General features: G+C 71.0%; 15 protein-coding genes and 1 riboswitch. Of the genes, 11 read left to right on the forward strand and 4 right to left on the reverse strand.

Features of this window, described 5'->3' with window-relative positions; genetic code table 11:
- Positions 1–190: 190 nt before the first annotated feature.
- Together AMK10_RS23605 and AMK10_RS23610 are read right to left on the reverse strand one after the other, a co-directional pair.
- On the reverse strand, positions 191–1,306 hold the full coding sequence (locus AMK10_RS23605; protein ID WP_241839644.1) for a LacI family DNA-binding transcriptional regulator: 1,116 nt from the start codon (positions 1,304–1,306) through the stop codon (positions 191–193).
- 96 nt (positions 1,307–1,402) lie between these two features.
- Positions 1,403–4,141 (reverse strand): exo-rhamnogalacturonan lyase family protein, encoded by a 2,739-nt coding sequence (locus AMK10_RS23610; protein ID WP_073749894.1) that lies wholly within the window; start codon positions 4,139–4,141, stop codon positions 1,403–1,405.
- A 609-nt stretch (positions 4,142–4,750) separates the two neighbouring features.
- On the opposite strand from AMK10_RS23610, the gene AMK10_RS23615 reads away from it, so the two are divergent.
- The 9 genes from AMK10_RS23615 to AMK10_RS23655 all read left to right on the forward strand — a co-directional run bounded on the left by AMK10_RS23615 (position 4,751) and on the right by AMK10_RS23655 (position 15,680).
- Positions 4,751–5,371, forward strand: a complete 621-nt coding sequence (locus AMK10_RS23615; protein WP_073749895.1) for an SGNH/GDSL hydrolase family protein — start codon at positions 4,751–4,753, stop codon at positions 5,369–5,371.
- Positions 5,372–5,526: 155 nt separating this feature from the next.
- Positions 5,527–6,543 carry a hydroxyacid dehydrogenase gene (locus tag AMK10_RS23620; protein WP_073749896.1) on the forward strand — a complete coding sequence of 339 codons (1,017 nt, stop codon included), beginning with the start codon at positions 5,527–5,529 and terminating at the stop codon, positions 6,541–6,543.
- A 242-nt stretch (positions 6,544–6,785) separates the two neighbouring features.
- Positions 6,786–7,640 carry an ABC transporter permease gene (locus AMK10_RS23625; RefSeq protein WP_073749897.1) on the forward strand — a complete coding sequence of 285 codons (855 nt, stop codon included), beginning with the start codon at positions 6,786–6,788 and terminating at the stop codon, positions 7,638–7,640.
- Positions 7,637–8,524, forward strand: coding sequence for a carbohydrate ABC transporter permease (locus tag AMK10_RS23630; RefSeq protein WP_073749898.1), 888 nt, complete (start codon positions 7,637–7,639; stop codon positions 8,522–8,524). The genes AMK10_RS23625 and AMK10_RS23630 overlap by 4 nt, the downstream gene beginning before the upstream one ends.
- Positions 8,525–8,564: 40 nt before the next feature.
- A complete protein-coding gene (locus AMK10_RS23635; protein ID WP_073749899.1) occupies positions 8,565–10,217 on the forward strand; it encodes an extracellular solute-binding protein in 1,653 nt (550 codons plus the stop codon).
- A gap of 43 nt (positions 10,218–10,260) precedes the next feature.
- Positions 10,261–11,346, forward strand: a complete 1,086-nt coding sequence (locus AMK10_RS23640; RefSeq protein WP_073749900.1) for a LacI family DNA-binding transcriptional regulator — start codon at positions 10,261–10,263, stop codon at positions 11,344–11,346.
- Positions 11,343–13,331 carry a DUF2264 domain-containing protein gene (locus tag AMK10_RS23645; protein ID WP_073749901.1) on the forward strand — a complete coding sequence of 663 codons (1,989 nt, stop codon included), beginning with the start codon at positions 11,343–11,345 and terminating at the stop codon, positions 13,329–13,331. Before AMK10_RS23640 ends, AMK10_RS23645 begins: the two co-directional genes overlap by 4 nt.
- 208 nt (positions 13,332–13,539) lie before the next feature.
- Positions 13,540–14,247 carry a DUF2470 domain-containing protein gene (locus tag AMK10_RS23650; RefSeq protein ID WP_073749902.1) on the forward strand — a complete coding sequence of 236 codons (708 nt, stop codon included), beginning with the start codon at positions 13,540–13,542 and terminating at the stop codon, positions 14,245–14,247.
- Between the two features lie 365 nt (positions 14,248–14,612).
- Positions 14,613–15,680, forward strand: a complete 1,068-nt coding sequence (locus AMK10_RS23655; RefSeq protein ID WP_073749903.1) for a terpene synthase family protein — start codon at positions 14,613–14,615, stop codon at positions 15,678–15,680.
- A gap of 60 nt (positions 15,681–15,740) precedes the next feature.
- Here the strand turns inward: AMK10_RS23655 and AMK10_RS38730 are convergent, their stop codons facing one another.
- Positions 15,741–15,818: a 50S ribosomal protein bL37 gene (locus AMK10_RS38730; RefSeq protein ID WP_371604899.1), complete on the reverse strand. Its 78-nt coding sequence runs from the start codon at positions 15,816–15,818 to the stop codon at positions 15,741–15,743.
- 184 nt (positions 15,819–16,002) lie between these two features.
- Positions 16,003–16,521, reverse strand: a complete 519-nt coding sequence (locus tag AMK10_RS23660) for a hypothetical protein (RefSeq protein WP_073749904.1) — start codon at positions 16,519–16,521, stop codon at positions 16,003–16,005.
- Between the two features lie 188 nt (positions 16,522–16,709).
- A riboswitch (cobalamin riboswitch) is annotated at positions 16,710–16,891 on the forward strand.
- A 30-nt stretch (positions 16,892–16,921) separates the two neighbouring features.
- Here AMK10_RS23660 and AMK10_RS23665 point away from each other — a divergent pair.
- Positions 16,922–17,632, forward strand: coding sequence for an energy-coupling factor ABC transporter permease (locus tag AMK10_RS23665; RefSeq protein ID WP_073749905.1), 711 nt, complete (start codon positions 16,922–16,924; stop codon positions 17,630–17,632).
- Positions 17,632–18,000, forward strand: a complete 369-nt coding sequence (locus tag AMK10_RS23670; protein ID WP_073749906.1) for an energy-coupling factor ABC transporter substrate-binding protein — start codon at positions 17,632–17,634, stop codon at positions 17,998–18,000. Before AMK10_RS23665 ends, AMK10_RS23670 begins: the two co-directional genes overlap by 1 nt.
- The last annotated feature ends 6 nt before the right edge of the window (positions 18,001–18,006 follow it).

Here is an 18,006-nt window from a genome sequence, read left to right on the forward strand (position 1 = left end):
CACGACGGCGGGACGGTGCGGCGGGACGGGTGTTCCGCCGCACCGGCGTGTGCGACCGCCGGGAGTGGTGTCAGGCAGCCCGGGTCCCGTGTGAGGCCGCAGGGGGCCATCCAGCCCGGGTTTCGCGTGAGGTCGTCGGCGGGAGGTGTCGGGCCGCCCGGCCCGCAGGTGCGACCGCCACCCGGAGGTGTCAGGCCGACCCCGCCGGCGTGCCGCAGGAGGACCGGATCGTGAGGCGGGGCTGCACGAACAGCTGACGGACGGGGACGGCATGCGGGTCGGGGGCGTCGAGGCGGTCCAGGAGCAGACGCGCGGCCTGCTGCCCGATCTCGTGCTTGGGCGGTGCGACGGCCGTCAGCGGCACATCGGCGAGCGACGCGATCTCGTCGTCGTAGGCGATGAGGGCCAGGTCCTCGGGTGCCTGGAGCCGGCGCAGGCGCATGCGCCGCATCATCTCGATCGCGTCGTGGTCGGAGTGCACCAGCGCGGCGCGGACCCCGCCCGCCAGGCATTCCTCGATGAACTGGTCGTACCGCGCGGCCGCCTCCCCCGATCCCAGCGTGGGCCGTCCGCTGTCGAGCACGGGCGCCTTCCCCTTCAGCCGCAGCCGGTCGACCGCGGCCTCGTGGCCCGCGCGCACGAGGGCCGCGGTGGGGCTGCCGTTCGTGAAGAGGCCCACTTCGCGGTGGCCCAGCCGCACGAGGTGGCGCACGGCGGCGAAGGCACCCTGCCGGTGGTCGGTGGCCACGAACTCGCAGGAGGCGAACGGGTCGTGGGGCTGCCGCTCCAGCAGGACGAACGGCAGGCCGGTGCTCTCCAGCTCTTCGAGTGTCTTGTCGGGCAGGTCGTGTCCGCCCGGGGAGGCGACGAGCAGCCCCGAGGCTCCGGAGGACGCGAGCTCCTCGATGCGCTGCGCGTCGCTCTCGTGCGTGTAGTCGGTGAGGCTGATGACGACACGGGCGTCGTGGGCGGCGGCCACCTCCTGCACGCCGGCGACCACACGCGGGTAGTAGTACGTCGCCGAGGGGACGATGAGCCCCAGGGTCCGCGTCGCCCGGGACGGCTGCCCGCCGCCCGCCGACGTCCGCGCGGCGCCGTGTCCGGCCGCGGAACCGGGGGTGGCCAGCATCGCGCCGCCGCGCACCCGGCTCAGCGCGCCCTCGTCCTCGAGATCGAGGAGATCTCGCCGCACGGTGGCCCGGGACACCCCGAGACGTGCGGCGAGTTCGACGACCTTGAGGCCACCGGAGGCCCTCAGCTCACTGAGCAGTTGCTCGCGTCGCTGAGCGACGAGCATGTCGGTCATGGCGTCCCCTCCGGTGAACAGATTCTGACAATCCTAGAGGAGAATGATCGATCTTGCTCTGAGCTGGGGCGTTCCGGCCTCACGTGCATTCCTGGATCAGGCCTTGTCCCCGACCAGGGCCAGGCACTGGATGGCGGCGAGCCCGAACTGTGCGCTGGCGTTCGCGGAGAGGTCCGCCTCGTCGACGGGGTTGAGCACGGCGGGGCCCTCGATCCGGTGGGAGCTGAAGTCGTGGTCCTCGGGGTATCCCGCGTGACCGGTCCGCAGTTCCTTCCACGCGCGCAGGGCGAGGGCGTCGTCCTCGAGCTGGACGGCCGCGTAGGCGGTGGCTCTCGCATACGCCTGCCGGAGGTTGAGGTTGCCCCAGTCCGATCCCGTGACCGCCCGCTGTTCGTCCTTCGACGCGTTGTAGAGGCGGCAGAACTGCACCCACTTGTCCTTGACGGCGTCGTCGTCGACGAGCTCGATGATCTCCGTCATCACCTCGATCAGCCCGAAGACGGAACTCAGGGAGCCCACGGAGACACTCGGTTCGGCGGACCCCGTGAACTTCCCGTCCGCGAGGTTGTACGTGATGTCCCCGCTCTGCACCCAGCCGTTGGGCAGCGCCGCGAGGGTGGACACCCCGTTGACCAGCTTCGTGCGCGCGATCGACCTGCCGTGCCGTTCCCACTCGGTGAGCCATGCCATGGCCAGCGCCCCCCAGTCCGTTGTCGTGCCGACGGACATCGCCTTGGGTTCGGGCTCGAAGGGGTCGCCCTCCCTGATCTTCCGGCCTGGGTCGAGGACGAGGAAGCTGCGGTCGGAGTCGACGAGTTCGTGCAGGACGTCGCCGACGCGTTCGTCCGCGGTGAGGAAGTAGAAGATGCGCTTGTAGCCGGCGTTGCTGATGCGCACCTGCTTGGCGCTGTCGCCCCAGTGCATCACTCCGTGCCTGGTCCCCAGGCCCTGGTACGTGCCGATGTGGTACATGTCCACCTCGCCGGTGTGGCGGGTCATGGCCTCGGCGAAGCGGAACGCGGCGGCGTCCCCGGTGCGCAGGTAGTGGTACCAGAGCCACAGGTCGGTGGAGAGCTCGGAGTTGTCCCAGGCGTAGCCGCCGACGTCGTACCGCCAGGTGTGCCGGTCGCCGTCGTAGCTGTGCATGATGTCGCCGTAGTCCCAGAAGCCGTACCAGGAGCGCTGGTCGACCTGTTCGCGGTGGTAGCGGTGCATGGCCTGGAGCTTGTCCTCGATCTCCGCCTTGGCGGGGACCGAGCGGTCCACCGGGCTCCATGAGCCGAAGACCTTCGCGCTGTGGTTGTGCTCGGGGCCGCTGGCGAGCAGGGGCGGTGTCGCGTTGGCCGCGGCGAGTGCGGCGAACCGTTCCGCGGTGGGGGTCGCCTCCAGGGCCCAGAAGGTCAGTTCGGTGGTACGGGCGACGCCGTAGGGGGTGCCGAAGCCGGGTTCGTAGTCCTCATAGGTGATCTCCAGGCCTTCGAGCTGCTCGGGATAGGTGTCCTGTTCCATGCCGTCGTGGTAGAAGCGCAGGTCCATGGCCTCGGCGCGAGGTGACCACATCCACACCGTGACCTGGGCCTCCGCGCCCGCCGCGCCGGCGATCTCCAGTTCGGTGGGGTGCAGTTGCCAGAAGTTGCGCATGCCGAACGCCAGACCGCCGGTGGGCGAGCCCACGTAGCCCAGGCCCTCCGCGCGCTTGCCGCCGTCCACACGGACCCAGGAGTGGCCGGGCTTCGTGCGCTTGTGGATCTCGAAGCCGTGGGCGTTGAGCTGGCGGAGGCTGTAGTCGCCGAAGGCGGGGATGTACTGCAGCCGGGAGGTGACGCGGCTGTCCCAGGTGCTCGTGTCCGGGGTGGCCCTCCCCTCGTACTGTGCCGTGCGCACGGCCGCACCGGGGTCGCGACGCAGCCCGGTGATGCCGCGGACGGCCTCGGCGAGCACGCCCTCGTCCTGTCCGGCGAAGCGGACGTGCCGGTCGTGCGGTTCACCGCGCATCGGCACGCCGAACCGGATGCCGAGGCCGCTGATGAAGTCCTTCCGCTCGTCGCCGTCGAAGACGAAGGTGTGCACGGTGCGTATGCCGTCCGATCCGGCGTACAGGTAGAACCGCACGACGAACGGCAGCCAGGCACGCCGTCCCTTGCGGTGCTTCCCCTCGACCTTGACCACGGCGCGCACCGGGCCGTCCTGCTCGACGGTCACGGTGCTCACGATGCCGGTGTACGACTCGGACTTGACCACGGCGGCCGGTTCGGTGCCCGGCCTGTCCTGCCGGGAGGCGACGAGATGGCCGTTCTTCGCGATGACCGTTGCACCGCGGCGGATCGACTTGATGACGTGGTCGCCCTTGCGGGGGAAGACCACCTCGACAACACCGGTGTTCACGGTGATCTGGTCACGTCCGCTGTGCACGGTGAGGGCTGCGGCCGGCGCGGCCGGGGCCCCGGCCGACAGCCGGTAGGTGTCGCTGCGCGGGGCGGCCTGGCTGATGGCGTGGGCGGTCCACTTCACGGAGCCGTCCGGCCACCAGCCGGTCGGCCAGCTCTGGACGGGCACGTCCTTGCCCGACTCCGTCGTCAGCGAGAACGCCTGGTCGGAGGCGAACGACCCGGCGGGCCAGGGCACGCCCCAGGTGGTCCCGCCCGCGAGTTCGGCAGGGGCGTCCTTCTCCAGCCAGCGCAGGGTGACCGGTTCGTGGCCGTCGGCCCGGACGGGGGCCGCCGCCGGCGCGCCGAGCGGGGTCTCGGCGTGGGCGGCCGTCGTGGAGCTGAGCCATGCCACCGCACCTCCCGCGGCGGCGGATGTCAGTACGGACCGTCGGCTGATCTGTCCCACAGTGTTCAACTCCTCTGCGCGGGCGCCGGAGCGCTCGCCGGTGGACGGCTGGTGAAGGAAGAGATGACCGGGCGTTCTGCTCCCGGGTGCTCGCGGACCGTCGGGATCACATCGCCGAGCACATACGGGTGACGGCGGGCCCGTGGCACGCCGGGGCGAGGGCTGCCCGGAGGGAACCGGTCGCGAGGCGGCGGCCGGCCCGGGGCCGGGTCCGTCTGCCTCCAGCGGCCCGCGCCGCGGTGACATGCTTACACCAGACGCATCAGATGGACCAGAGTTGAAGCAAAACGCGCGCCCCGTCTCCTCCGCACTGCCGCGCGCTGGGTGCCGCACTCCGCGACAAAACGCCGCATTCATCGCGATCAGATCTCCCCGGCGGCGCTTCGCACGGCATGAGAACCGCCGGCCCCGAGGCGAGGACCATCTCAAGTCGGCGCCCACACCAGACAGATGAATCAATCTGAATCTTTGTGAAGTCTATTGTTCGGACCGTGATGGGCGTGCACAATGCAGGACGTCGCACCGCCCGCACGATGAATCGTTCCAGGGCGGACTCTTCAGGAACGCGTTCAGGCGCCTTCGTCGACCTGTCGCATGAGAGGAACGTGCATGTCCATTCGGCTACCGGGATCTGCCGGCATCCTCTTCCAGGGAGACAGCATCACCGCCGCGGGCCGCGTTCCCGGCGGAGCCGACGACCTGGGGCACGGCTACGTCAGGCTGGTGGCCGACGCGCTCGCGGCCTCCCATCCATCCGCCCGGGTCCACAACCGGGGGGTCGGTGGCGACCGCGCCTCGGACCTCCTCCGGCGCTGGGACCAGGACACCCTCGCGCTGCGGCCGGCCGTGCTGTCGGTCCTCGTGGGCGTCAACGACACCTGGCGGCGCTACGACCGGGGCGAGACCACCTCTCCCGAAGCCTTCGAGGCGACCTACCGCGAACTCCTGCGGCAGGCCGCCTCCCAGGGACCCCGGCTCGTCCTGGTCGAGCCCTTCCTCGTCCCCGTACGCGACGAACAGTGGTCCTGGCGCGAGGATCTGGACGCGAAGATCCAGGTCGTACGGAGGCTGGCGGCGGAGTTCGACGCGTCGCTGCTCGCCGCGGACGGGCTCCTCCAGCAGGCGGCCCGGGAGAGCGGCGACCCCGCCCTCCTCGCCGAGGACGGTGTCCACCCGACGGCCGCGGGCCACGCCGTGCTGGCCCGCGCGTGGCTGCGGCTCCTGCGGTGAGACGGCGTCCGCCGGACGCCTCGTCCGTCCGGGCCCCGGCCCACGGCCGGTGCGGCCCCCGGGACACCCCGTCCGCCCAGGCCCCGGCGCACGGCCGGTCACGAGGCAGCCCCCGACGACGGGTTGCCGCTCATGTTCTCCGAAGGAGCCCGATCTTGTCCTCGACCCGTTCCACCCATCCGTGTGCAGCCGTCGTGCTGAGCCCCTCGCTCAGGCACGACGTGTTCGGTCCCGCAGGCTGGGCCGACCTGACCGAGGCGGCCGACATCGTGGCGGACTGCGAGGACGCCGGTGCGCTCAGCCTGCATCCCCGCCGTCACGAGGCCGAGTTGCTCATCACGTCCTGGGGCATGCCCCGGCTGACGGAGGAGCTGCTCGGGGAGCTCCCCTCGCTGCGGACGGTGGTCCACGCGGCGGGCTCCATCCGCAAGGTCGTCAGCGAGGCGGTCTGGGCACGGGGCATCGTCGTCGTCTCGGCCGCCGACGCGAACAACGAGCCGGTGGCCGAGTACGTCTACGCGCAGACGGTGCTCGCCCTGAAGGACGTGCACCGCCGGGCGCACCGGATCAAGAGCGAGACGGGGCTGCCGCCACTGGAGGGCATCCCCGGCATCTACGGACAGCCCGTCGGCCTGGTGTCGTTCGGCTCGACCGCCCGCAAGGTCGCCGCCCGGCTGCGCCACCTGGAGTCCGATGTGATGGCCTGGGATCCGCACGTACCCCCCGAGACACTGCGCCGGCTCGGCATCACGCCCGTCGCCGACCTCGGCGCCCTGTTCGCCCGGTCGCTGGTGCTGAGCGTCCACGCCCCGTTGATCCCCGGGCAGACGGAGAAACTGGTCACGGGAGACCTCCTGCGGCGCCTGCCCCACGGGGCGACGCTCATCAACACGGCGCGCGGCGCGGTGGTCGACGAGGAGGCGCTGGCCGACGTCCTGCGCGAACGCCCGGACCTCTACGCGGTGCTGGACGTGACCACCGACGAACCACTGCCTCCCGGCTCGCCCCTGTACGCACTGCCCAACGTGATGCTCACCGGTCACGTGGCGGGCACCGTGAGCGCGGAGCGCCGGGCCATGGGCCGGCTGGTCGTCGAGGAACTCCGGCGCATCGCCGCCGGGTCGGCACCGCTGCACGCGGTCTCGGCGGACGCGTCCCTGCTGCGCGCATGAGCACATCCTCCGCGCGACGGATCGCGCACAAGCCTCGGATCGTGTCACAAGCGTTGACCGCACTCTGAAAACGTTTTAATTTTCCGTCCACTCCACACCACAGCCGAGGAGGCTCCGTGGCAGCGTTGCTGCGCGAGCGCCCCGGGAAATCGGCACAGAGCCGCGCTTCCCAGTCACCGCCAGGCGCTCAGACCAAGCTAAAACGTTTCCATCGCAAGCGAAGCATCGCGCTGTCCTTGCTCATGTTCGGCAGCTTCGCCTACTTCGTGGTCTTCCACTACGGCGCGCTCGCCGGCAACGTCATCGCCTTCAAGGACTACGTCCCCTTCGACGGCATCTGGGGCAGCCAGTGGGTCGGCGTCGGCAACTTCCAGCGCATGCTGGAGGACGACGCGTTCTGGCACTCCGTGATCAACACGATCGTGATCGCGGTCCTCCAGCTCGTCTTCTACTTCCCGGTGCCCCTCGCGCTGGCCCTGCTGCTGCACAGCCTCACCTGGGGCACGGTCCGCCGCTTCGTCCAGTCGATCGCCTATCTGCCGCACTTCGTCTCCTGGGTCATCGTCGTCGCGCTCTTCCAGCAGGTCCTGGGCGACACCGGCATGGTGAACGGCTATCTTCAGGACGCCGGGCTGCACACCGTCGACATCGTCGGCAACCCCGACGCCTTCAAGCCCCTCGTGGTCGCGCAGGTGATCTGGAAGGACGCGGGCTGGGGCACCATCATCTTCCTGGCGGCGCTCGCCCAGGTGGACGAGCAGCAGTACGAGGCGGCTGCCATCGACGGGGCCGGCCCGTGGCGGCGCTTCTGGCACGTGACGCTGCCCGCCATCCGGCCGGTCGTGGTCCTCCTGCTCATCATGCGTCTCGGCGACATCCTGTCGGTTGGCTTCGAACAGATGCTGCTGCAGCGGGACGCGGTCGGGCCCGAGGCCGCCGAGATCATCGACACCTTCGTCTACTACCAGGGCATCGTCGGCGGCGACTACGGCTACGCCGCTGCCGCCGGCCTGTTCAAGGGCCTCATCGGGGCCGCACTCGTCTACGCCGCGAACAAGGTGGCGCACCGCCTCGGCGAGCAGGGGGTCTACAGATGAGCACGCAGACACGCCCCGGATGGATGGAGAAGCCCCACCCGCTCACCCAGGCCGGCAAGGTGATCGCCCTGGTCGTCGTCGTGGCGCTCGTGTGCGTCCCCTTCCTCACCATCCTCTCCACGTCGCTCGCCTCGCAGCGCGAGGTGGTCGACAACGGCGGCTGGGTCCTGTGGCCGCAGGAACCGACGTTCGACGCCTACCGGGACATCCTCGAAGGCGGCATCGTCACCCACGCCCTGGGCGTGAGCATCGGCGTCACGGCCGTCGGCACCGCACTCAGCCTCCTCTGCACGGTCTTCCTGGCCTACGCCCTGGCCCGTCCGAACGTGTACGGCAGCAAGCCCGTACTGCTGCTCGTCCTGTTCACGTTCCTCTTCCCGCCCGGCATGATCCCCAGCTTCCTGGTCGTGAAGGAGCTCGGACTGCTCGACTCCTACGCCTCGCTGGTCCTGCCCGTGCTCGTCAACGTGTTCAACCTCGTCGTCCTGCGCGGCTTCTTCCAGGGCATACCGGAGGAGATGTACGAGGCGGCCAGGCTCGACGGAGCCAGTGATCTCCGCATCCTGTGGTCCATCGTGCTCCCCCTCTCCAAGGCGGCCCTCGCCGTCGTGGGCCTGTTCTACGCGGTGGCGTACTGGAACTCCTGGTTCTACGCCTCGCTGTACATGGAGAGCGATCACTGGCCGCTCCAGCAGGTGCTGCGCACGTACGTCGTCGCCGGCGAGGGACTGACCGACACCACGACGGGCGAGGGCACGGTCAGTGCCCCGCAGACCGTGCAGATGGCGGTGCTGGTGATCGCCACCGTCCCGATCCTCCTCGTGTACCCGTTCCTCCAGCGGTACTTCACCAAGGGCGTGCTCACCGGCGCCATCAAGAGCTGACCTTCCCCTCAAGAGCCGCACTCCGAAAGGTCGAACAGCCATGCCCAGAATGTCCAGGCGCACCGTGCTGCGCACCATGGCAGCCACGGGTGCTGCCGCCGCCGTGCCCTCCCTCCTCACGGGCTGCTCCAGCTCCTCGTCCTCCGGCGGCGACGTGTCGAACGCCGGCAAGAAGCTCGCCGCCTGGCCCGCCTACGAGGCCGCACCGGGCGCCAAGCCGGACCTGGCCCCCACGGCGAGCGGTGTCCAGGCGGGGTACACCAGCTATCCGGCGGAGCTCACCACCTCGGTCAAGCGCACCCCCGGCGACGGAAGCACCGTCCGGGTCATGTCCGTCACGTTCGGCACGCCTCCGAAGGCGGCGGCGCAGAACCAGTACTGGCGGGCCGTCGAGAAGGCGCTCGGCGTCAAGATCGAGTTCACGGTCATCCCGCAGGCCGACTACCAGAAGAAGATGGCCACGGTCATGGCGGGCGAGGAGGACTCGCTGCCGGACATCATCAACATGTTCTCCGGCTACACCCTGCCGCGCGAGGCGCAGTTCGTCCAGAAGCGGGCCCAGGACCTGACGCCGTACCTGTCGGGCGAGGCGATCCGCGACTACCCCAACCTCGCCGGCATCCCCACCCACGCCTGGCGGGACATGGGCCGCGTCAGCGGTCATCTGTACGGCATCCCGCTGGAGCGCCCGCTGACGGGCTCCACCCTCTGGCTGAACCAGGAGATGTTCACCGACGCCGGTATGAAGGAGGGCTGGGCCGCCGCGGACTTCGCGGCGGTCGCGCAGAAGGCGACCAGGGGCAAGACCTATGCCCTGGGCGCCGCCAAGGGGTCGCTGTTCGGCAACGCGGTGCACTCCGCCGCCCACCACTCCCCCCAGGGCTGGGCCGTGGACAAGGACGGCGCCTTCCAGCCGAACTACACCGACGAGCGGTTCAAGGCGGCCGTCGCGTTCCAGGCCGGGCTGCGCAAGGCCGGGGCCTTCCACCCGGACGCGACGTCCCTGTCCTCCCCCGATCTGAGCACGCTGTTCCTCAACGGCACGGTCGGCTCCATGCAGAACGGCTTCGGCGCGTACACCTCCCTCTACCCGGACTCGAAGGGACTGCTGACGCCGGCCCCCGCACTGCCGTACGCCGTGGACGGCACCCCGGGAGGTGCCGTCGCCGCCCGCCGTTCCTTCGGCTACACGATCCTGAAGAAGGCGAAGAAGGAACGCATCGAGATGCTCCTGCGCGTTCTCGACCACCTCGCCTCGCCCTTCGGGACCAAGGAGTGGGAGCTGCTGCAGTACGGCGTCGAAGGCGTCCACTTCACCCGCGGCAAGGACGGCGCGCCCCAGCGCAACAAGCTCGGGGAGGTCGAGAACATCACGAATCTGCCCTTCCGTTATCTGGCGGAGGGCCCCCAGGTGCTCTTCGTGCCCGGACGGCCCGAGGCGGTCCGCGCTCTGCACGCCTGGCAGCAGAAGGTCGTCCCCGTCACCATCCGCAACGCGTCCTTCGGCCTGGTCTCGCGCACCGATGTCGCCCAGGGGGCCACCTTGAAGGCGTTGATGGAGGACACCGTGACGGCGGTGGTCGCGGGCCGGTCGTCGATGGCCGACTTCGACGCGGCGGTGAAGCAGTGGCGCAGCCGGGGCGGCGACAGAATAGCCGAGGAGTTCGCGAAGGAGCACGCCGCCAACAGCTGACGGCGGGCGCGGGCGGGCGGACACGGGAACGAGAGGAATCAGCATGGCGGCGAACGGGCGGGTCACCATCCGCGAGGTGGCGGACAGGGCAGGGGTGTCCCCTGCGACGGTCTCCCGCGTGCTGAGTGGCAACTACCCTGTGCCGCCCGCCACTCGGGCCCGTGTGCTCAAGGCCGCGCAGTCCCTGGACTATGTGGCGAACGCCCACGCCAGGGCCCTGGTCGGGCGCGGTCGCAGCATGGTGGCCGTCGTGCTGCGGCAGCTCACCAGCCCCTTCTACGCGCAGGTCGCCGAGGGGGTCGAGGCCGAGGCGGCGGACCACGGCCGGCTGTGCCTGGTCGGTTCCACCGGCGGCGATCCACGCCGGGAGACGGAACTCGTGCAGCTGATGCGGGAGGAGGGTGCGGGGCTGGTCATCCTGGTGGGCGGGATCGTCGAGGACGACGCCTACCGGGAGCGGGTGGCACGTTACGCCCATGCCCTGAAGGCCGCTGGTTCGCGTCTCGTCCTGTGCGGCCGTCCGTCGCCCGATCCCGACATCCCCGCCGTCGTGGTCGAGTTCGACAACGAGGCGGGTGCGCGGGCGGTCACCAGCCACCTCGTCTCCGCCGGCCACCGCCGGATCGTCTTCCTGGGCGGCCTGCCCGGCAACAGCGCGCTGGACGCACGGGTCGCCGGCTACCGCGCCGCGCTCGCCGAGCACGGGATCGACGCGGGCGGCGAGGACGTCGTCGACTGCGGCCTCGGCCGCGGGGCCGGGCATCGCGCCATGACCGAACTCCTGTCCCGCCGGAGCGACTTCACCGCCGTGTTCGCCGGGGACGACATGGTCGCGGCCGGCGCCATGCGTGCCGTCACCGACGCCGGGCTGCGTGTCCCCGACGACATCTCCGTCGTCGGATACAACGACATCCCTCTCGCCCAGGACTTCAACCCCCCGCTCACCACCGTCCGCACACCGGCCGAGGAGCTCGGGCGCGCCGCCGTACGCCTGGCGCTGCGCGACGCGGACGAATGGTCCGCCCCGGCCCACCATGTGCTGGGCACCCACATCGTCGTGCGGGACAGCGTGGGTGCCCCCGCGGCGCACCGTGTACCGCACACCACCGGAGGTTTCGCCCCCGCATGACCGCACCCCGCACGTACGCCCCTTCCCTCCTGCCGCCCCCGGACACCGCCCTCTCGCCCTTCACGGGGTACACCCGGTCCCACTGGGAGGCCCACGCGGACAGGCTGCTGGCCGGCCTCACGCCCTACGCCACCCCGCACCTCGCCCAGTACCGCCTGCCCGGCCGCGCCGGACACGCGGGAGCATGGTCGGACGGCCTGGAGGGCTACGCACGCTCGTTCATGCTGGCGGCCTTCCGCATCGCGGGGGCCGGTGGCCGTGACGCCCCAGGCAGTACGGTCATCAGCGAGCTGATCAGCCGTTACTCCGCCGGTCTCGCGGCGGGCACGGACCCGGACGACCCGGAGCACTGGCCGCCGATCACGGACCGTTCGCAGTCCATGGTGGAGGCGGCGTCGGTCGTCGTCGCCCTCCACGAGACGCGCCCCTGGCTGTGGGAACGGCTGCCGGACGCGGTGCGGCAGCGGGTCGCCTCCTGGCTGGAGGGCTTCGTGGGGGCGCGGCCCAACGACTCCAACTGGCGGCTCTTCCAGGTCGTCACCGAGGAGTTCCTCGCGTCGGTGGGCGCCCGCCACCGGAGGTCCGAGATCGAGTCGGGGCTCGACCGCCTGGAGGACTGGTACAGGGGGGACGGCTGGTACACGGACGGCGACGGCCGCAAGTTCGACTACTACAACGCCATGGCGCTGCATCTGTATCCCGTGCTGTGGCAGCGCATCGCGGGCGACCGGGCGGACGCGGCGCGGGTCGCCGAACACCGCACCAGGCTGAGGTCCTTCATCGAGGACCACCAGCACTTCTTCGGCGCGGACGGCGCCCCGGTCCACCAAGGGCGCTCGCTGACCTACCGGTTCGCCACCTCGGCTCCGCTGTGGGCCGGGGCGCTGGCCGGTGTCTCCCCGCTGCCACCTGGCCGGACCCGCCGCATCGCCTCGGGTGCCCTCAAGCACTTCGCGGACCGCGGCGCCGTGCCGGGCCGGGACGGACTGCTGAGCCTCGGGTGGTACCGCCCCTTCCTGCCCGCCACCCAGCCGTACTCGGGGCCGGCCTCCCCCTACTGGGCGGCCAAGGCGTTCCTCGGTCTGCTGCTCCCGGCCGGTCACCCGGTCTGGACGGCCCCCGAGGAGCCGTCGCCGGTGGACACCGCCGACCGCTACCTGGCCCTTCCGGCCCCGGGCTGGCTGCTCCACTCGACGGCGGCCGACGGAATCGTCCGGCTGGTCAACCACGGCAGCGACCGGCTCCCGCCGCCCCCCGCGCCGTCCCGTCCCAGCCCCCACTACAGCCGGTTCGCGTACTCCAGCGCGACGGCCCCGGAGACACCGCCCGAGGGACCCGACGGGCCGGACAACCACATCGCCCTGCTCGGGCCGGCGGGAGTCCCCACGTTCAGGGGCCGCATCCACCCCCTGTACGTCCATGACCGGCAGGCGGCGTCCTGGCACGCGCCGTCGGGGGACGAGGCGGGCTCCCCCGGAATCGTCTCGGCCTGTGTGGTGCACGGCCCGTGGGAGATGCGCCTGCACCTGGTCCGGGCGCCCGCCGGGAGCTCCGTACGCGAGGGCGGCTGGGCCGTGGCCCGCGACGACGCTCCGCCCGTCGGCACATCGGGCCCGGGCTGGGCCGTGGCCCGCAGGCGCGACGGGCTGACGTCCGCGCTCTTCGGGGTGCTCGGATGGGACGAGGACGGGCGGCTGCCCGACGGCGAGGTGGAGCAGGCCCTCGACCGCAACGCCGTCGGCCGCCACTCGGCGACCCCCCTGCTGCGTCTGCCTCACCACCCGGGCGGCACACGGCTGCTGGCCACCCTGGTCGTGCTCACGTCGGACCCACGGATACGGGACGACCTGCCGCGGCCGGGCCGCCTCGCCCACGCGTCCCCGGCACCGGACGGCACGATCGGGATCGTCTTCCCCGACGGGTGGAGCACCCGGGTGGGACTCCTGAGCCCCGTGCCCCCCGCACCCGGGCCCTCGGCCGTGTAGCGGAGCGGGGCCCGTTCGCGCGGGCACCGCGCAGCGCCTGAGCGGGCGCCGGGCAGGCCGCCCGGTGCCCGCTCAGGCGTGCGTGGGACAGGGAATCGCCCATGGATACGGGTGCCGTGCTACCCGGAATCCGACTAATAGGTTAGGTTAGGCATGCCTAAGTAATCGCCATGAGGTCTCCCCCACCCCGCTCCCCTGGAGAACTTGGATGCGTCCTTTCACCTCCCGCGCCACACACCCGACCCCGGCCGAACGCGTGCTGTCCATCCTGATGGCGGCCCACTCGATGACGGTGGTGAGCGACGGTCACGAGCCCGTCGAGGTCCACCGCCTCGACGGCACGGGCGCGATGGGCCACATCCACCTGCACGAACCGGCCGAGGCCGGCCGGCCGCAGCCGGGGCCGCGCATCCCGGTCCGGCTGGAGTTCACCGACATCGCCCCCACCCCCGTACGGGACCGGATGCGCGCCCGCGTCACCGTGACCGGGCTGCTCTCGGCCCCGTACAGCACGGAGACGGCGGAGAGCACCTGCATGGAGTTCGGGCAGGCGGTCATCGAGGACCACACGGGGCGGGCCTTCGTGACGCTGGACGAGCTTCAGGACACCCAGCCCGACCCCATCGCCACCAGCGAGGCGGGGATGCTGACCCACCTCGTGGACGAGCACGGCGAACTCGTCCCGCTGCTGCTGCGCCTCGTGCAACCGCAGCCGGACAAAGGCGTCCTGCGTGTGCACCCGCTGGCCATGGACCGGTACGGCGTGACGCTGCGCCTGGAGTACCCGGGCAGCCACCGTGACGTCCGGCTGCCGTTCGCGAAGGCCGTGACCCGGATCGATCAGGCGGGCCCTCAGATCCACGCCCTGCTGGCCGCCGCCCGCCGCGCCTCGCACCGCAACCAGCTGCTGGCCTGAACCAGCCGATGCCGGGAGGCCCCGGGCCCCCACGGGCCCGTGGGGGCCCGGGGCCTCCCGGCATCGGCACGGGAGCTTCCCCGGGTGCCGTCCACCACGGCCCGGAGGAACGGACGGACCGTCAGCACAAGAGTTGACTTCAGGCCAACCGCGCCCAGGAGGCGATCACCCGCGAATCATGCATGATCGACGGCATTTGCCCCCTCTACGAGGCCAAATGGCGCCGCCGCACGACGACTCCGCCACTCGGTGGATACCCGCGCGGAAGTCCAACCCGGCTCGAATCGGCCGTAGCCGCTGCTCGTACGCCTTGCTAACTTCCCGGTCCCAGAGGCTAGTGAGACGTACGTGTGAAAGGGAAGTACATGACCTCCCCGGCTCCAGCGCCCAAGATCCCTCAGCTGTGGGTTCCCCTTCCCTCGGGCATCCACCCGAAGTGGCGTGAGATCGACGCCAACTCGGCTGCCTGGCTCGACCGTTACGGCCTCTACTCCGACCCGGCGCAACGCGAACGGCTGACGCGCATAGCCGTGGGCGAGATCACGAGCCGAGGAGCGCCCGAGGGACAACTCGCGCCCCTCCAGTGGACCGCCGACTTCCTGATGTGGCTCTTCGCGTTCGACGACGAGTACTGCGACGAGGGGCCGGTCGCGACGTCCCCCGACGCCACCCTGCTGATGATCACCAAACTCCAGCGGATCATCGACGTCCCCTGGACCGCCGCCACCGACGACAACTACAGCGCCGCGCTGCACGAGCTGCGCATGCGGCTCGACTCGCTGACGACACCGGTGCAGACCGCCCGCTGGGCCGCCAGCTTCCGGGCGTACCTCCAGGGTCAGGTCTGGATGGCCGCCAACAGTGCCTACGGGCGGATCCCCACCCTCTCCGACCATCTGGCGGTCCGGCTGGACTCCTCCGGGGTCAAGATCTTCTCGACGCTCAGCGAGATCATCCACGGGTACGACCTGCCCGCGGCGGACTACGAGCGCCATGACGTACGGGCGTTCGTCGAGGTCTTCGCCGCGATCATCGGCTGGTCCAACGACCTGGTCTCGTACCACAAGGAACGCGAACGGAGCCACGAGGGATACGGGAACATCGTCGACCTGATCGCCCACGAGCGGAACTGCCCGCTCGACGAGGCGGTGGCCGAGGCCGCCACCATGCACACCAGCGCCATGACTCTCTACCTGCGACTCCGCGACCAGATCCTGGACACCGCGGGTCCCGAGCTCCGCCGGTGGGTCACGGGCTGCGACTCCTGGATCCGCGCCGACTACGACTGGTCGCTCACGACCAACCGGTACGTCAATCCGGAGAACCCCGCCGACCTGCCGTCCGGCTCCGCGACCGCCCCGCTGCGCGCGTCGGCGGACAAGCCGCTGCCGATCGAGAGCATCGCCTGGTGGTGGACCCACCTGAAGGACTGAGACCGCCGGGAGACGCCTCGGGGAGCGGCGGGTGCCGCTCCCCGGTCCGTCGGCGCGCCCTCAGGTCTGCGGACGGCTGCCGTGGTTCGCGCCGTTCTTGCGGCGGGCCTTCTTCTTGCGACGTCGCTTCGAGGACATCGATCCCTCCTCATCCTGTCGTTTCTGCATACTTTCAACCGAAATGTCACTTCCGGCAACCACAGTGCCCCTTACCCGTCGGCACAGCGGTAAACACTTGCTCCGGGTGCATCCGGGTGGCGTACGCCACGGCGCCTGGCGGCCGGGCGGAGCAGGACGGGCCGGCGGGTAGCGGGGGGCAGCGTCAGTGCCCGGCGGACACCTTCACCAGCACGACCGCGACACCGATCGCCGCGTCGGCCAGGCCCGCCAGCGCCGCCGTCAACACGCCCCCTCCCAGGCGCACTCCACCCACGCAGCCCCAGAGGAAGAGCGAGACGACACCCAGGACGGCAGCCGTCATCAGCGCGGTGGACAGCAACAGGACGTCCAGGGCGGCGAGGGCGATCATCACGGACGGGCTCACCGCGCACGACAGCAGGGGGCTGCTGACGTAGAGCATGCGGCGCAGGTCGTGGCCCCTGGCGAAATGGCGGTGGACCGTGCGGTGGGCCTGCTGGTCGGCCACGATCGCCGCGAGCCACAGCCCCAGCGCGGTCGTCAGGACCGTGGCCAGGGCGCCTGGGACACCGGCGTTGCTCAGGGACAGGCCCACCACCACGGCGATCATCGTGATCGTGGCGTAGATGCGCTCCTTGAGCCGGCCCGCCATCACCTCGGCGGCCTCCTCCTGCGGCACCCCTGAGCGCCCGTCCTCCGACATCCGGTCTCCCTCACCCCTCACGGCTCGTACGTCGCGCGCCCCGTTCCAGCACCTTCCGGCGTGGTGGTCGCGGCCCCCAGCATGCCTGGTCGGCCGCCGTGATTCCGGAACCGCCCACGGCGGGCCGCACGGGGAGTCCCGCAGGTCGCGCGCGGGTGGGCCCGCTTGTCACCGTCCCCGGCCTGGGGCTAGTGTCGCCACGCCTTGGTGAACGGGAAATCGGTGCGATACCGGTGCGGCCCTCGCCACTGTGATCGGGAAGTCCGGCTCCGGCCCTCACGGGCAGCCACTGGGTCCTCGGACCCGGGAAGGCGGAGCACGGGCGGTGTCACCCGTAAGCCAGGAGACCGGCCAAGGCACTTCAACCATCCACGAGGTGCTGGAGAGGGTCTGCTGAGCCATGCACATAGCCGAGGGTTTTCTGCCTCCGGCGCACGCGATCGCCTGGGGTGTCGCGTCCGCGCCGTTCGTCGTCCACGGAGTCCGTTCACTCACCCGTGAGGTCCGGGAGAATCCCGAGAGCACGCTGCTCCTCGGGGCCGCCGGGGCCTTCACGTTCGTTCTGTCCGCGCTGAAACTCCCTTCGGTGACTGGGAGTTGCTCGCATCCCACCGGCACGGGGCTGGGAGCGATCCTGTTCCGCCCGCCGATCATGGCGGTCCTGGGCACCATCACCCTGCTGTTCCAGGCCCTGCTGCTGGCGCACGGCGGCCTCACCACGCTCGGCGCCAACGTCTTCTCGATGGCGATCGTCGGACCCTGGGCCGGTTACGCGCTCTACCGAGTGCTGCGCAGGTGCGGCGTGCCGCTGATGACCGCGGTGTTCTTCGGGGCGTTCGCCGCCGACCTGTCCACCTACTGCGTCACCAGCGTGCAGCTGGCACTCGCCTTCCCGGACCCGGGCAGCGGGTTCCTGGGCGCGCTCGGCAAGTTCGGCTCCATCTTCGCGGTCACCCAGGTCCCGCTGGCGGTGAGCGAGGGGCTCCTCACCGTGCTGGTGATGCGGCTGCTCGTGCAGTCCAGCAAGGGCGAGCTGACCAGGCTCGGCGTGTTCCTCAGCGGGAAGCGGACCGGCACGAAGACGGCCGAGAAGACCGGAGCGGTGGCGTGATGAACAGGAACACGAAGATCAACGGCCTGCTGCTGCTCGTCGTGGCCGCGCTGGCGGTCCTGCCTCTGGCCCTCGGCCTCGGCGACGACGAGAAGGAGCCGTTCACCGGCGCCGACGCCCAGGCGGAGACGGCGATCACCGAGATCGACCCCGACTACGAACCCTGGTTCTCCCCGCTCTACGAACCGCCGTCCGGGGAGATCGAGTCGGCCCTGTTCGCCCTCCAGGCCGCGCTCGGCGCGGGCGTCCTCGCGTACTACTTCGGCCTGCGGCGCGGACGTCGCCAGGGCGAACTGCGCGCCACGGCACGGCTCGACGCCGCGGGCACCGGCAGCGGTGCCGAGGAGTCCCCGGCGCGGGGGGCCTGAGCGCGG

Source organism: Streptomyces sp. CB02058 (assembly GCF_001905505.1).
In the GTDB taxonomy this organism is placed as follows: Bacteria; Actinomycetota; Actinomycetes; order Streptomycetales; family Streptomycetaceae; genus Streptomyces.

Bases quoted from the DNA above. Each gene is read 5' to 3' on its own strand.
- AMK10_RS23655 (WP_073749903.1), top strand. From the start codon at position 14,613: ATGACCTCCCCGGCTCCAGCGCCCAAGATCCCTCAGCTGTGGGTTCCC.
- AMK10_RS23650 (WP_073749902.1), top strand. From the start codon at position 13,540: ATGCGTCCTTTCACCTCCCGCGCCACACACCCGACCCCGGCCGAACGC.
- AMK10_RS23630 (WP_073749898.1), top strand. From the start codon at position 7,637: ATGAGCACGCAGACACGCCCCGGATGGATGGAGAAGCCCCACCCGCTC.
- AMK10_RS23665 (WP_073749905.1), top strand. From the start codon at position 16,922: ATGCACATAGCCGAGGGTTTTCTGCCTCCGGCGCACGCGATCGCCTGG.
- AMK10_RS23660 (WP_073749904.1), bottom strand. From the start codon at position 16,521: ATGTCGGAGGACGGGCGCTCAGGGGTGCCGCAGGAGGAGGCCGCCGAG.
- AMK10_RS23645 (WP_073749901.1), top strand. From the start codon at position 11,343: ATGACCGCACCCCGCACGTACGCCCCTTCCCTCCTGCCGCCCCCGGAC.
- AMK10_RS23625 (WP_073749897.1), top strand. From the start codon at position 6,786: ATGTTCGGCAGCTTCGCCTACTTCGTGGTCTTCCACTACGGCGCGCTC.
- AMK10_RS23605 (WP_241839644.1), bottom strand. From the start codon at position 1,306: ATGACCGACATGCTCGTCGCTCAGCGACGCGAGCAACTGCTCAGTGAG.
- AMK10_RS23635 (WP_073749899.1), top strand. From the start codon at position 8,565: ATGCCCAGAATGTCCAGGCGCACCGTGCTGCGCACCATGGCAGCCACG.
- AMK10_RS23670 (WP_073749906.1), top strand. From the start codon at position 17,632: ATGAACAGGAACACGAAGATCAACGGCCTGCTGCTGCTCGTCGTGGCC.
- AMK10_RS23640 (WP_073749900.1), top strand. From the start codon at position 10,261: ATGGCGGCGAACGGGCGGGTCACCATCCGCGAGGTGGCGGACAGGGCA.
- AMK10_RS23615 (WP_073749895.1), top strand. From the start codon at position 4,751: ATGTCCATTCGGCTACCGGGATCTGCCGGCATCCTCTTCCAGGGAGAC.
- AMK10_RS38730 (WP_371604899.1), bottom strand. From the start codon at position 15,818: ATGTCCTCGAAGCGACGTCGCAAGAAGAAGGCCCGCCGCAAGAACGGC.